Source organism: uncultured Polaribacter sp. (genome assembly GCF_947500975.1).
In the GTDB taxonomy this organism is placed as follows: domain Bacteria; phylum Bacteroidota; class Bacteroidia; order Flavobacteriales; family Flavobacteriaceae; genus Polaribacter.
The window spans coordinates 368,058-381,868 of sequence record NZ_CANMUE010000002.1; the positions used below are offsets into that span (position 1 = coordinate 368,058).

Here is a 13,811-nt window from a genome sequence, read left to right on the forward strand (position 1 = left end):
ATTATTAAAATTTAATTGCATTTGCTGCGGTTATTTTCTTATCATTTAAAAGGTTGACATATCGCATTGTATTGGAAATGCTACGATGGTTGAGCATTTGTTGAACTGTAAAGATTGATACATCATTACTAAGTAGCATAGTTGCATAGGAGTGCCGAAAAGTATGGTAGCCTATGTTTTTTGTGATACCAGCATTTTTAGCCCAAGCTTTCAACAAAGAATATTTTTTGGAGAAGTTGTAGAAAACACCCACATTACCCTCACCCTTTTTAGGCAATAGTTGGTAAGCATCTTCACTAAAGGGTAATGTTTGTTGATTTTTAGTTTTTTGGTGTTGAAATCTAATATAATGACCCAATTCTTTAGAGTGTTCAATTTCAGACCATTTTAAGTTAATGATATCGGAAACTCTAAGCCCAGTATACATCATAAACAAACAAGCTCTTTTGTGAACATTATCTTTGCTAGGTGTATTTTTTAGTTTTGTTGCTTCTTCGGTAGTTAGAAACTCTTTTTTAACATCAATAGCTTTTATGCGTTCTATTTTTGGAGCTATATTTTGTCTAATAATCCCATCTTTATAAGCACATTTTATAGAAAAAGTAATTTTAGAAAAATAAGAACTGGCAGAGTTTTGAGAAATGGTTTGATCTTTTATTTTAAAGTGTTTTCTAGTTAAAAGAAAATCTCTAAATCTATGAATGAAAGGAATAGTTAAATCTTTCATTTTAATTTCAGAAGAAAATTCTTTAAGATATTTAAGTACGATTAACCATTTGGCTTGACTGGAGCTACTTCTTCCGCGTTTTCTTGCTAAAGATTCAAAATACTCTAGGAAACACTTATTATCTAACTCAGAAGCCAAGAAACCAAAGTCGTTATTATAGATTTGGTTTTGTCTTTCATTACAAATAATGTTTGCTCTATGTATAACATTTTTATTGTGTATTTTTTCTACTTCATTTTTAGGTTTAGTATAAACATACATTCTTAAATACTCACGCCTTGTTACTTTACCTGAAATTGGATGTATTATAGCAGGATAAATGTCTAAATAAGTACTTTTCATTGAGCCACTTTTTAAGATTTTAAATCTCACTTTTACTTTTGCAGTCTTCATATTTTAAATGCTTTTTCGATGTTATTTCTAGTTATAAATATTCTACTCCTTATTTTTACTTTTTTTAATTTACCATCATCAAATAATCTATAGATAGTAGATTTACTAACCCCAATAAATTTTGATGCTTGGAGTATAGAAAAGATTTCTCTACCCTTTAAATCACTATTTTTAATATGCTGAGGTATCGTCTTTTCTTCAACTTCAATTGCTTTTTTAATTTTCTTTTCCCTTTGTTTTCTTTTCCATATTCTTTTTCTACATCTTCCAGAACAACAAAGAGTTACAGTCGTTCTAGCTATAAATTGATTGCCACATTCTATACAGGTTTTTTTTAAGTAAATATTACTACTCATAACAGGTTACAAATATGTCGATAAATCATTTTGTCTAAATTAAAAGGGCCAAAATATTAGGCTTCTATCAGGTTTGACAATTTTTATTAAAGAAATTGTTGATGAGCAATACTTTCTTTAAAAATATAGATGCAAGTTTTTTATCTTTGGGTTAACAAAAAAATGAATTTTATGGATTTTAGGAGAATTACAAGGGTTAAAAACATCACTGATAAGCTTCATGAGAAAGACAAAAGAGAAGCATATTTTGGTAAAAATGTAGGAGATAAATTTAAGTTACATTATCCAGATAAATATCGAGGTAATATTTTAAAAACCAACAAAGGTGATTACATAGTTCTATACCAAACAATGGGTATAAATAATGAAAAATATGTTACACATTTAGTAAGAACTATAGATAATAAAGAAGCCCCTGAAGAAAAAAAGCCAAACTATAAATATGGAAGAATGGTTGAGTTAATAGCTTTCGTAAAAAAAGAAATACCTTATAAAGAGACATTATTTAAAAACTTAAATTTCACAAATAAAGGATGGGGTTATGCAGCAAGTTTTGAAAACGAAAAATTTGTACCACAAGATAAATTAGAGAAACTTCAAAAGCATTTGGTTGAAATTTTTAAACCATATATGGTAAAATAATAAACTATCTCAAAAAGTCTCTATTCGTCACCACAAGTCTCAGGAAGTCTCATCAAGTTTCCTTTTAAAAAAGAATAAGAAGAAATTTTTAGTAAAAAATGACCAATTTTTAGTAAAAGGTACACAGGAGATACAAATATTTAACCAATAGAAGTTTATAGAAGCTAATTTAGCTCATTATGAAGGTGTGATAAAGTACTAAATGGTTGACTTTTATTGACTTCTGTTAGCTTTTATGAGTCAATAACTACTTGCCGATACAGAAATTAGAAAAAATATGTCCTAAAATATCCTTATCTACATCATATTCTCCAGTAATATTACCTAAATGACGTAAACACTCACGAATGTCAATAGAAAATAAATCGGTAGATATTTCTAAATCAATGCCTTGTTGAACAGATGTAATTGCTTGTAAAGCATTATTTAGAGCCTCAAAATGACGCGAATTGCTTACAATAGTTTCGTTATTACTTAAAGCACCTGTATTTACAAGAGAAGTTAGCTCGTTTTTAAGTGCTTCGATTCCTGTTTTATTTTTTGCTGATAAAAGAATTAAATTCTCAATTTCTGATTGTAAAATTGCAGAATCATGACAAGATAAAGTATCAATTTTATTAGCAATAGCTAACAAGCGTTTGTTTGGAAAACGTTCTTGAATCGTTTTAATTTCTTGTAAAAAATCTTCATTAGAATAAGAAAACTTATTAGAGTCGATTAAAAATATAATTAATTGGGCATTTTCTGCTTTTTCGTAGGCTTTTTTAATTCCAATACTTTCAATAACATCCTCCGTTTCTCTAATTCCTGCGGTATCTATAAATCGAAAAGCAACTCCATCAATAATCAATTCATCTTCAATTGCATCTCTAGTGGTACCAGCAATATCAGAAACAATGGCTTTTTCTTCGTTTAAAAGTGCGTTTAATAATGTAGATTTTCCAACGTTAGGTTCCCCTATAATTGTAACAGGAATTCCATTTTTCATGGCATTTCCAAAAGCAAAAGAATCTATCAAACGTTTTAAAACAAAGGTAATTCTTGCAACTAATTCTTTAAATTTTGTTCTATCAGCAAATTCAACATCTTCACCAGAAAAATCGAGTTCTAACTCAATTAAAGCTGCAAAGTCTAATAATTGTGCTCGTAGTTCTTTTAACTCATTACTAATTCCACCACGCATTTGCTGAATTGCCATTTGATGACTTGCTGCAGAATTTGACGCAATTACATCTGCTACAGCTTCAGCCTGGCTTAAATCCATCTTTCCGTTTAAAAAAGCACGCATGGTAAACTCTCCATTATCAGCCATTCTACAACCATTCTTTAAAAATAATTGAATAATTTCTTGTTGAATAAAACTAGAACCATGACAAGAAATTTCAACAACATTTTCGCCAGTGTAGGAGCGAGGGTTTTTAAAAACAGACACCAACACTTCATCTAAAATAACACCTTTATTAATAATATGACCTAAATGAATAGTATGTGATTTTTGATTTCTTAAAGACTTTTCTTTTTTAATCGATTTAAAAAAAGCATCAACAATTTCAATAGTTTTTTCGCCAGAAAGTCTAATTACAGAAATAGCGCCAACTCCGGCAGGAGTAGCCAAAGCAATAATAGTATCTTGTTGAATCATGTTGCAAAAATACACAAAGATTTTTTCTGAAAAACAAAAGTGAATTACTTTATAGTTTAAAAAAGTGTAATCTTAAAGAAAGTAGTTTTTATTAAATACTATTTAATAGTAAAAAGATTGATAATTAAAGGTTTGTGTATTTTTTTTGTAACAAAACAGTTAATTATGCGTCTAATAAGTACACTAAACAACAAAACATAACAATGAAAGAAAACAAACAATTATTAGTTTTAACACATTTAAGTCAATTATTAGATTTTGTTTCTGGTATAGGAGGTTTTGTGATTCCACTAATATTGTGGCTCACAAAAAAAGACGAAATCAGGAATATGGACGAAACAGGTAAAGCCATTTTAAACTTTAGAATATCAATGTTTATCTACCTTTTAATCTGTATTCCATTAATTTTATTATTAGGTTTAGGTATTGTTGGTATCATTGTAATTGCAATTTTTTACTTAATTTTTCCAATTACAAATGCCATAAAAGCAAGTAATAACCAACCACCAAATTATCCATTTAGCATATCATTTATAAGCTAAATCCTATATATTTATTTGAATTGAAAATCGCTCATTTAGGGCGATTTTTTTTTGCACTGAGTTTGTTTCAAGGTCTTTCCTCTTTATAAAATATTAGTTTAAGGAGTATTTGGGCGTTACTTTTTCCTGAAAGCATTCAGGACCAAGTCAGGCTTTACGCACTCGCTTTTTGTTCATACTTCACAAAAGAGCTCAAACAAAGCTCCAATCCTTAACGCAGACTTTTTAAAGTAGTCTATCATTAGCTAAAAGATTAAAGCTTTATTTAGATAGATTTTTACTCGTTCAGTAATTACAAGTAATTTTAAATAGCCTGATTAATAAAATCTTCATATTCATAAAAAAAAAGCTCAAATTTAGACATTGTTTCTATATAAAACTCAAAACAATCTCTCCATGTATTTTTATTATAAATGCTAAATTTTTTATCAAAAGGAACATAAATTCTATGAATTATTTTACCACTTTCTAATTCATAGGCATCATTAAAAACTACTTCTGGTAGTTCAGCTTCTAGCAAAGTTTTTAAAGAAATCATTTGGTCAAAAAGAAGTTCATTTGCAATTTCTTCTGGATGTTCAATATCCAAACAAACCATGGCTTTTTTTCTTTCGCCAACAAACTTAAAAGAGAATCCTTTTATTTTAGTGTTATACAATAACCATTTTCTTGGAAACGATTTTCCAAAACTTGTCCAAAATTCTTTGCGCATTAACGCTGCTTCGTCTTTAGAAAACATTTTATTTCAAGTGTTTAACAGGTTAATTACCCATGAATTTTAGCAGAATTACCACGTTCTTTCATAAGTTCTGCTTCAAATTTTAAAAGAGCATTCCATTTTTCGTCTACAATATCTCTGTCTTGGTATTCTCTTGCAAATTGCAAAAAAGTAGTATAATGGTTGGCTTCAGAAATCATTAAGTTTTTGTAGAATTTAGATAATTCTTCATCTTCCATATTTTCAGAAAATACTTTAAAACGCTCGCAACTTCTAGCTTCAATTAAAGCCGCAACTAATAAACGTTGCACTAATGCATTTGTTCTATCTTTAGTTTTATTAAAAAATTTTTGCAATCTAATGGCGTAATCGTTTTTTTGCTCTCGTCCTAAAACCATGCCTCGTTTTACCATTAATAAATGCACCATTTTAAAATGTTGCATTTCTTCAATAGCAATATTGCTCATTTCTTTTACAAGCTCAGTTTCTTCAGAATAATTTATAATAATAGAAACAGCATTAGAAGCAGCTTTTTGTTCTAAAAAAGCATGATCTGTTAATATTTGTTGAAGATTATCTTTGGCTATTTCCGCCCAAGATGTTTCTGTTTCAAATTGTAAACCTAACATAAATATTATAATGTTTTTTCTAAACCAATACCAAAATAGGCAAGGGCTTTCATTTCTTTAACACTAGCTAAACGTTCATCACCAATAATTAAAAGTCCGTTTTTAGAAGCTTCTATATGGTATTGTTTATTGCTTTCAAAAAACAAAATTAGTTCATCTGTAAAAAAGGCTCTAATTTTTTCTTCATTTTTTCCTGATAAATAAAAACGTTTACTAAAATCTGAATGTTTATCAATATTAATATCCTTATAACCAGCAAAATCTAAAATATATTCAAAAATACCTTCTTTGTCTAAAGTAAAATTTGGAATATTTTTTTGGGTATGAATATGTAACATTGTAGCTTTAATAGTTTGTTTTGCAATCATTTTTCCTTCAGAAAAATGTGCATCAAAAATGGTGCAATCTTTATTAGAAAGTACATTGGTAACTTTGCTAATTTCTCTTGTTTTAAAATACCCAAAAGTTGGTAGCTCTTCCATTTCTTGTGCAGAAAAAGCATCGTATTTCCAGTGCATTTCTTCACTAATTTTTTCAATAGATTTTTGTCTTTTTGTTAAAACCTTATTGATTTGATTTATTTGTTTTGGCATTATTTTACGCAAAGAAAACGGATGATTACTTATAGATTTTGAGTCGTCTAAACCAATAACTTCTAAATGACCGCCTTTTCTAGCAAAGGATTGCGCATAATTACTCATATTTTCCATAACAGAATCATCTACAAAATCGCACAAGGAAAAATCAATGATAGCTTCTTCTGTTTCCGGAATTTGATTTAGTTTAGATTTTAATTTGGTATAGTTTAAAAAACTAGAAAAATTCTTAACACTTACATAATAAATATCATCTTCTTTAAACATTAAAACATTTGGTTTTAAAACGTTTTTAAAAAATAAATTCGCATTTTTATTTATGATAATATGAATAATAAATGTTACTAAAATTCCAACTAAAATACCGGTAATTAAACTGGTTGCAATAGTAGTAAACAAGGTGATTAAGAAAATATATAATTGTTCTTTACCAACCTTAAAAACTTTTTTTATATTATCTGGTGATGCTAATTTATACCCTGTAAAAACCAAAATAGCAGCCAAAGCTGGCAATGGAATTTTACGTAATTCAGTAGCAAATAATAATATAAAAGCAACTAAAAATGAAGCATGAAAAAAGTTTGCAGATCTGTTAGAACCATTATTATTAACATTCACTGAGCTTCTTGCTATTACAGTAACTACATTTAATCCGCCAAAAAAACCACTAATTACGGTAGCTAAACCTAATGCTTTAATATCTTTATTTACATTAGAACGCCTTTTTAAGGGGTCTAATTTGTCAACAGCTTTAATGCTTAGTAAGCTTTCTATACTTGCTATTAAAGTAATTGAAATCACAGCATTTATAAAACTTAATTCATATACTTTACTAAAATCAGGAAAGGCAAAATTAGATAAAATGTTATCTGGTAAATTAATCAATATGCTTTTATCAATTGGATATTCAGCGGCAGCAAAAACATCAAAATAATAATACATACCAACACTTAAAACTACAATCCACATTGGGGCAGGGATTAATTGAAAATATCGATTTCTAATTTTGCTATAAAAAATCATAATCAATAAACTTACAATACCAACTAAACCAGCATAAAACATGCTAGAATTATCTGTTTTAATTAGATTGATAATCCCCTCTGGAACCTTTATTAGAAGTTGGATAATACTTCCTTTTACAGATGTGTTTCCAAACATAACATGGATTTGTTTTGCAAAAATTCCTATTCCAATTGCAGCTAACATACCTTGTATTGCTGACGATGGAAAGAAATCGCCTAAAGATCCCATTCTTAAAAAGCCTAAAATAATTAGTAAAATTCCTGAAATTACTATGGCTGCTAGTGTAAATAAAAAACCTTGATGCATGTCTCCATTACCAAGCGTTGTAATTGCAGCTAAAATAACAACAACTAAACCATTACCTGGTCCTGTTATTGTAACATTAGACCCTCCAATTAATGAAACAACAGTTCCTCCTACAATTGCTGCAATAATTCCAGAAATTGGCGGAGCACCAGAAGCTAGTGCTAACCCCAAACCTAATGGAAGTGCTATTAATGAAACAACAAAACCGGAAAATAAGTTTTTTGGAATATCTGAAACAAATGTTTTAAATGTATTCTTCTTCTTCATTTATTTTACAATTAAAACGTCTGTTGGTAATTCTGATAAAATATATTCTAAATCGTGCGGAAAAATTCGATCTAACAAACCTAATTTTGTGGGTGCATTCATAATTAATAAATCAGCTCTTTTTACTTTTGCATAATGCCCAATTGAGTATCCTCTTTTTCCAAAAATACTTTGCGTGTTTATTGAAAGACTATCACAATCTACATCTTTTAATATATTTTTTACACGCCTATCTTCTCTATTTTTAATTCTTTCTTTTACAATATTTACTTTTCTTAAAGACCTATCGTCATTTACTTCAACATGAATTTCCTCTTGTTTTATTTCTTCAACAATGGTTAATTTTTTACAGTTTAATTTTTTTGAAATAAATATAGACGTTTTAATAGTTTCTTCTGTTTTTAAGTCTTTTAAACCATTAACAATTATATGTTTGCAAATAACTCTTTCAACTGAAGGTTTTATGAGTAAAAGAACAGAGCAAGGGGCTTTTCTAGTAATTTTCCTAGCTATTGAACCTACATAATATTTAAATAGGTTTTCTTGTTGAATTGCACCTAAAATCAATAAATCAATATTTTGTTTAGTACAAGTTTGTAGAATAACATCAACGGGTTTACCACCTTGCCAGATAGCATTAAAAGGTTTTTGTAGAGCATCTGCTTCATTCAAAAGCTTTTCTAAAGCTACTACTTTTTGTTCATTTTTATTACCTACATGAACACCTACCAGTTCAGCATTAAACATATTAGCAAGCCTAACAGCTTCAAAAATGTTTGGTTTTAAGTTGGGTGAAAAGGCTATTCCGATTAGAATCTTATCTATTTTCTGCAAGAAGTTAGTATCATTTGGTTAATTCGACAATATAGCAAACTTTAAACAAGAAAAAACTATTAAATAAGTTTTTAAGAAGCTCAAACATTCTTAAATTTACTTTTTAATTATATTTAGTAATTTATGTTAGAGCTAGCAGGTATCATTATATTAGGGATTTTAGCACAATGGGTTGCATGGAAGTTTAAAATTCCTGCAATATTACCTTTAATTTTAATTGGTTTGTTTGTTGGGCCAATTGCAGCCGAATATTTAAGTGAAGATGGAAGTAAATGGATTGAGCCAATTTGGAATGGAAAAAAAGGCTTATTTCCTGGAGATGGTTTGTATTATTTTGTCTCGCTAGCTATTAGTATTATTTTATTTGAAGGAGGTTTAACCTTAAAAAGAAGTGAAATAAAAAATGTTGGACCAGTAATTACAAAGTTAATTACCTTAGGTTCTGCTGTTACTTTTTTTGGCGCTGGTATTGTTGCACATTTTGTTTTTGATTTGAGCTGGGAATTATGTTTTCTTTTCTCTGGTTTGATAATTGTTACTGGACCTACAGTAATTACACCAATTTTAAGAAATATTCCACTTAAAAAAGATATTTCAACTGTTTTAAAATGGGAAGGAATTTTAATTGACCCAATTGGAGCTTTGGTGGCTGTATTGGTCTTTGAATTTATTAGTGTTGGTGGTGAAGGAGGTTTTACAAAAACGGCATTGATGGAGTTTGGTAAAATTTTGTTATTTGGAACAAGTTTCGGGTTTACTTTTGCCCATGCTTTAGCATATGCGGTTAATAAAAAATTAATTCCACATTATTTATTAAATGTAGTATCACTTTCTACAGTATTATTGGTGTTTGTAGAATCAGAACTTTTTGCCCATGAGTCTGGTTTATTAGCAGTTGTTGTTATGGGAATGGTTTTAGGAAATGGTAAATTAAAAAACATAAAAGAACTATTATATTTTAAGGAATCTTTGAGCGTTTTATTAATTTCAATTCTTTTTATTTTACTAGCTGCTAATATCAATATTGATGATTTAATGCTTTTATATACCTGGAAAACGGCCATTTTATTTGCTGTTGTTGTTTTTGTAGTTAGACCTTTAGCTGTTTTTTTAAGTACTACAGGTTCAAAATTAAAACTAAACGAAAAACTATTTATCAGTTGGGTAGGGCCTAGAGGTATTGTTGCTGCTGGTATTGCTTCTTTATTTGGAAGTAAATTATTAAAACAGGGGGTAGAAGGAGCTGAGTATATTACACCTTTAGTTTTTATGATTGTGTTAGGTACAGTTTTATTAAATGCTACTACTGCAAGGTTTTTTGCGAAAATAGTAGGAGTTTTTCTTACAAGTTCTGATGCTATTATGTTTGTTGGTGCTTCAAAACCAACTAGATTAATTGCAAGTTTTTTAAAGGATAAAGGTAAAAGGGTTGTATTGATAGATTCTAATAAAAACTTTATAGAAAAAGCTTTAAACGAAAACTTAGAAGCTTTAAATGTAGATATTTATGATGATAATTTAACAAATAATATTGAGTTGAATGATGTAGGTTATTTAATAGCAATGACAGGTAGTGATACCGTAAATAATCATGCAATAACAAGTTTTTCAAAAGCTTTTGGAGAACATGGTTCTTATAGATTAGCAACTTCATTAGAGGCAGTTAATTCAACAAAAGTTGAAAGAGAAAGCTTTTTTACTCCACATGATGATTATATTAATTTAAGTGAAGCTTATAGAGAAAACCCTCAAATTAATGAAGTAGAAATTTCATCAGAAGAAGAGTATGATCGCATATTAGATTTATTTTCACAAGAAGAAAAATCAATTCCATTATTTGTTGAAAAAGGAAAAGGTTTGTATTTGATACCAGAGTTTGAGAAATCTGATGAAGAAAAACAAAATTTTGTTTTATTTTATTTAGGTAAAAGTATTGGAGATTCTTACAAATCTAGTTCAAAAGTTTGACGCAATTTTTCTAATAAAGGGTTTATTTCCTTTAGTTTATTATATTTTTCTTGAGGAGTATAAGCAAACTTCTTCTCAATAGTTTCATTTACTTTAGATTCTATTGATATTCCGTAATTATTCAGTTTTTCTCTCAAAAAATTCAATAATTTAGATCTTCCTTTTTTAAATTGATCTTGCATCAATTTATTAGGAAGCGTAAACTGAATTTTAAAATTATCTACTAAAATAGGTATATCTGTACCAACAATAGAAGCCATACTGCTTTCTCCTTTTTTCTGAAGGATTAAAGTATATTTTTTCCAAAATTCTTGAAGTGTTTTTTCTGTAAAAGCATCTTTTGGATGATTGTCATAATTTTCTTCAATAACACTTTTTTTTACCTCCTTTTTTTGATGAACGCTTTTTAAAGAAAGGGAAGAAGAACGTCTTACTGTTGTTCTTAAAATTGGTTTTGTAAGTTTAGATTTTGATCCTTCAACTTTGCTTACTGTAATAGCTTTCTTCTCAATAGGTTTTGAAATTTCTTTAACAGCAGGAGAAAGTGCTTGAAAAAAAGTTGCAGGAATTATGTAGTTAGCTGACTTTTTTTTTTCTCCATCAAAAGTGATAGAGGCAATTTGCATTAACGTTAATTCTACCAGTAATCGTTGGTTTTTACTAGTTCTGTAGTTTAAATCACAATCATTTGCTTTGTTAATGGCTTGCATTAAAAAAGGGATATCAGCTTTAATTGCTTGTTGTAAATATTTCTTTTTTGTAGTATCTCCAACTTCTAATAAACTAATGGTTGCTTTATCTTTAGCTACTAATAAATCTCTAAAATGAGTTGCTAGTCCGTTTATAAAATGATGTCCTTCAAAACCTTTTCCTAAAACAGCATTAAAGGCAATTAAAACATCTGGAATTTTATTTTCTAGTAACAAATCTGTCATATTAAAATACGTCTCGTAATCTAATACATTTAGATTTTCTGTTACTGCTTCTCTTGTTAAATTCTTACCAGAAAAACTGACAACTCTATCAAAAATAGACAAAGCATCTCTCATAGCTCCATCTGCTTTTTGAGCAATTATGTGCAAAGCATCATCATCTGCAGTAATATTTTCTTTTTCAGCAATTGTTTTTAAATAGTTTTTTGCATCTAAAACACCAATTCTCTTAAAGTCAAAAATTTGACAACGAGATAAAATAGTAGGTATAATTTTATGCTTTTCTGTGGTTGCTAAAATAAAAATTGCATGTGCCGGAGGTTCTTCTAATGTCTTTAAAAAAGCATTAAAAGCAGCTTGAGAAAGCATGTGAACTTCATCAATAATATATACTTTATACTTACCTGTTTGCGGCGGAATACGAACTTGGTCGGTTAAGTTTCTAATGTCATCTACAGAGTTGTTAGAAGCAGCATCTAGTTCAAAAATATTAAAAGCAAAATCTTCATCGTCAGATAATTCAGCGTATTGCTGGTTTATATTTTTTGCTAAAATTCTTGCGCAAGAAGTTTTACCTACTCCTCGTGGTCCAGTAAACAATAAAGCTTGTGCTAAATGATTGTTTTTTATAGCGTTTTCTAACGTGTTTGTAATGGCTTGTTGCCCAACAACATCCTCGAAGTTTTGAGGACGATATTTACGCGCAGAAACTATAAAATGCTCCATTTATTTAATTAAATTTGTGTAACAAAAGTAAGTATCTACTTCATGTTTTACAAGAAGCTTTCTTAACAAAATGCTAAAGTTGTAAACAATTGTATGAAGCTAAGTAATATTACGACCAAATAGGTAATTCAATCTTTTTTGAATTAAAGGTTCTATAAAATAGTATCGGAAAAACTAGTAATTTTCGATACTATTTTAAATATAAAAACTAGTTATTTTATGAGAGCAAGTTTTTTTATAATTTAACAGTAAACTAAATAAAATTTAGACAAATGAAATTTTTAAAAGTTGTACTTGGTATTTGTTTATTACTAATGTCTTGTTTTGCATTTATCAATAAGGAAAAAGTTAAGAAGAAATCAGTTTATATACAAAATAAAGAAATTAAAGTAGCTTATTTTGCAAGTGGTTGTTTTTGGTGTGTAGAAGCTATCTTTGAAAGCGTAAGTGGAGTAGAAGAGGCAATTTCTGGTTATGCTGGCGGCAAAACGAATAAACCAACCTATAATTCAATTGGAACAGGTAAAACGGGACATGCAGAAACTGTAGCTGTATATTATGATCCTAAAAAAGTAAGTTTTGAAACTTTGGTAACTGTTTTTTTTGGTTCCCATAACCCTACAACTGTTAATGGTCAACATCCGGATTATGGATCACAGTATCGTTCAATAGCTTTCTATAAAACTGCTGATGAAAAAGTAACAATTAATAATATAAAAGCTAAATTAAATAAACATGTTTATGATGGAGAAATTGCAACTGAAGTAATAAAGTTTACAAAGTTTTATAAAGCTGAAGAATATCATCAAGATTTTGAGCGTAGAAACCCAAATCAAGGCTACGTAAAAGCGGTGTCTATTCCTAGATTAAATAAGTTTAAAAAGAAATTTCCAGAATTATTGAAAAAGGAAATGTATTAATTAATACTATCAGTTAATTGAGTAAATGATCAGTACGGCCTAAAATGTATTTATTTTTTAATTTGATTATAAGTAGGTATTAGTTCGTAAACTCTTTATATTTAAAAACGGTACAGTAATTTAGAATTCTGTACCGTTTTTAAATATCAAAAATCAAATATTGTTTTTTGATTCTATTCTTTATTAGACATTATTTTTACATTAAAGGTATTTTTATTTGTTCTTATTTGTAATATATAAATTCCATTTTTTAGAGAAGAATTAACTGATACAACGCTGTTATTTTGTTGAAAACCTTTTTCATATACTTTTTTTCCAGAAGTGTTATAAATATAAACACGTTCAATGTTTTCAGAATCATTATTTTCAATGTTTTCATCTTTAAGTTTTATAAAAAATATCCCATTATTACTTGGGTTAGGGTAGATTGAAATACCTTCTTGAATTTCTAGATTGTCAATTGTATTATAATTTTCAATGTTTAATAACGAGTCATCTGTTAATTGATTTCCATCACAATTGTCATCAAAGCCATTATTCGCAATTTCAGTAGCGTTAGGATTTATGTTTGCGTTGGTATCGTCACA

13 protein-coding genes are annotated in these 13,811 nt (G+C 28.6%); 4 read left to right on the top strand and 9 right to left on the bottom strand.

Annotated features, from left to right (window positions below; genetic code table 11):
• Nucleotides 1–4 precede the first annotated feature (4 nt).
• Together Q0733_RS03630 and Q0733_RS03635 are read right to left on the bottom strand one after the other, a co-directional pair.
• Entirely contained in the window at nucleotides 5–1,120 is a 1,116-nt protein-coding gene (locus Q0733_RS03630) for a site-specific integrase (RefSeq protein ID WP_298779063.1), read from the bottom strand.
• Nucleotides 1,117–1,476, bottom strand: a complete 360-nt coding sequence (locus tag Q0733_RS03635) for a helix-turn-helix domain-containing protein (protein ID WP_298779065.1) — start codon at nucleotides 1,474–1,476, stop codon at nucleotides 1,117–1,119. The genes Q0733_RS03630 and Q0733_RS03635 overlap by 4 nt, the downstream gene beginning before the upstream one ends.
• Before the next feature lie 171 nt (nucleotides 1,477–1,647).
• Between Q0733_RS03635 and Q0733_RS03640 the strand changes: the two genes are divergently transcribed.
• The gene (locus Q0733_RS03640) at nucleotides 1,648–2,118 is read left to right on the top strand and encodes a hypothetical protein (RefSeq protein ID WP_298779070.1); all 471 of its coding nucleotides are present in this window, start codon (nucleotides 1,648–1,650) and stop codon (nucleotides 2,116–2,118) included.
• 247 nt (nucleotides 2,119–2,365) lie between these two features.
• On the opposite strand, the gene mnmE is transcribed toward Q0733_RS03640, so the two are convergent.
• On the bottom strand, nucleotides 2,366–3,760 hold the full coding sequence (mnmE, locus tag Q0733_RS03645; protein WP_298779072.1) for a tRNA uridine-5-carboxymethylaminomethyl(34) synthesis GTPase MnmE: 1,395 nt from the start codon (nucleotides 3,758–3,760) through the stop codon (nucleotides 2,366–2,368).
• A 203-nt stretch (nucleotides 3,761–3,963) separates the two neighbouring features.
• Here mnmE and Q0733_RS03650 point away from each other — a divergent pair, with 203 nt between their 5' ends.
• The gene (locus Q0733_RS03650; protein WP_298779074.1) at nucleotides 3,964–4,302 is read left to right on the top strand and encodes a DUF4870 domain-containing protein; all 339 of its coding nucleotides are present in this window, start codon (nucleotides 3,964–3,966) and stop codon (nucleotides 4,300–4,302) included.
• A 304-nt stretch (nucleotides 4,303–4,606) separates the two neighbouring features.
• Here Q0733_RS03650 and Q0733_RS03655 read toward each other — a convergent pair whose 3' ends face one another.
• Genes Q0733_RS03655 through Q0733_RS03670 form a run of 4 tightly spaced genes read right to left on the bottom strand, consistent with a single transcriptional unit; the run spans nucleotide 4,607 to nucleotide 8,678 of the window.
• Nucleotides 4,607–5,041 carry a DUF4268 domain-containing protein gene (locus tag Q0733_RS03655; RefSeq protein ID WP_298779076.1) on the bottom strand — a complete coding sequence of 145 codons (435 nt, stop codon included), beginning with the start codon at nucleotides 5,039–5,041 and terminating at the stop codon, nucleotides 4,607–4,609.
• Nucleotides 5,042–5,067: 26 nt separating this feature from the next.
• Nucleotides 5,068–5,649 (bottom strand): tRNA-(ms[2]io[6]A)-hydroxylase, encoded by a 582-nt coding sequence (locus tag Q0733_RS03660; RefSeq protein WP_298779078.1) that lies wholly within the window; start codon nucleotides 5,647–5,649, stop codon nucleotides 5,068–5,070.
• 5 nt (nucleotides 5,650–5,654) lie between these two features.
• A complete protein-coding gene (locus tag Q0733_RS03665) occupies nucleotides 5,655–7,844 on the bottom strand; it encodes a SulP family inorganic anion transporter (RefSeq protein ID WP_298779082.1) in 2,190 nt (729 codons plus the stop codon).
• Entirely contained in the window at nucleotides 7,845–8,678 is an 834-nt protein-coding gene (locus tag Q0733_RS03670; protein WP_298779084.1) for a universal stress protein, read from the bottom strand.
• 123 nt (nucleotides 8,679–8,801) lie between these two features.
• Between Q0733_RS03670 and Q0733_RS03675 the strand changes: the two genes are divergently transcribed.
• Nucleotides 8,802–10,646 (top strand): sodium:proton antiporter, encoded by a 1,845-nt coding sequence (locus Q0733_RS03675; RefSeq protein ID WP_298779086.1) that lies wholly within the window; start codon nucleotides 8,802–8,804, stop codon nucleotides 10,644–10,646.
• Here Q0733_RS03675 and dnaX read toward each other — a convergent pair.
• Nucleotides 10,622–12,304, bottom strand: a complete 1,683-nt coding sequence (gene dnaX / locus Q0733_RS03680; protein ID WP_298779089.1) for a DNA polymerase III subunit gamma/tau — start codon at nucleotides 12,302–12,304, stop codon at nucleotides 10,622–10,624. The genes Q0733_RS03675 and dnaX overlap by 25 nt on opposite strands.
• Nucleotides 12,305–12,576: 272 nt before the next feature.
• On the opposite strand from dnaX, the gene msrA reads away from it, so the two are divergent.
• Nucleotides 12,577–13,224 (top strand): peptide-methionine (S)-S-oxide reductase MsrA, encoded by a 648-nt coding sequence (msrA, locus tag Q0733_RS03685; protein ID WP_298779091.1) that lies wholly within the window; start codon nucleotides 12,577–12,579, stop codon nucleotides 13,222–13,224.
• 173 nt (nucleotides 13,225–13,397) lie between these two features.
• On the opposite strand, the gene Q0733_RS03690 is transcribed toward msrA, so the two are convergent.
• Nucleotides 13,398–13,811 (bottom strand): T9SS type A sorting domain-containing protein (locus Q0733_RS03690; RefSeq protein WP_298779094.1); only part of this gene is annotated, 414 nt, incomplete at its 5' end.

What these genes read in the sequence shown, in the direction of transcription:
- msrA (WP_298779091.1), top strand. Translation starts at nt 12,577, where the DNA reads ATGAAATTTTTAAAAGTTGTACTTGGTATTTGTTTATTACTAATGTCT.
- dnaX (WP_298779089.1), bottom strand. Translation starts at nt 12,304, where the DNA reads ATGGAGCATTTTATAGTTTCTGCGCGTAAATATCGTCCTCAAAACTTC.
- Q0733_RS03655 (WP_298779076.1), bottom strand. Translation starts at nt 5,041, where the DNA reads ATGTTTTCTAAAGACGAAGCAGCGTTAATGCGCAAAGAATTTTGGACA.
- mnmE (WP_298779072.1), bottom strand. Translation starts at nt 3,760, where the DNA reads ATGATTCAACAAGATACTATTATTGCTTTGGCTACTCCTGCCGGAGTT.
- Q0733_RS03665 (WP_298779082.1), bottom strand. Translation starts at nt 7,844, where the DNA reads ATGAAGAAGAAGAATACATTTAAAACATTTGTTTCAGATATTCCAAAA.
- Q0733_RS03640 (WP_298779070.1), top strand. Translation starts at nt 1,648, where the DNA reads ATGGATTTTAGGAGAATTACAAGGGTTAAAAACATCACTGATAAGCTT.
- Q0733_RS03635 (WP_298779065.1), bottom strand. Translation starts at nt 1,476, where the DNA reads ATGAGTAGTAATATTTACTTAAAAAAAACCTGTATAGAATGTGGCAAT.
- Q0733_RS03630 (WP_298779063.1), bottom strand. Translation starts at nt 1,120, where the DNA reads ATGAAGACTGCAAAAGTAAAAGTGAGATTTAAAATCTTAAAAAGTGGC.
- Q0733_RS03650 (WP_298779074.1), top strand. Translation starts at nt 3,964, where the DNA reads ATGAAAGAAAACAAACAATTATTAGTTTTAACACATTTAAGTCAATTA.
- Q0733_RS03660 (WP_298779078.1), bottom strand. Translation starts at nt 5,649, where the DNA reads ATGTTAGGTTTACAATTTGAAACAGAAACATCTTGGGCGGAAATAGCC.
- Q0733_RS03675 (WP_298779086.1), top strand. Translation starts at nt 8,802, where the DNA reads ATGTTAGAGCTAGCAGGTATCATTATATTAGGGATTTTAGCACAATGG.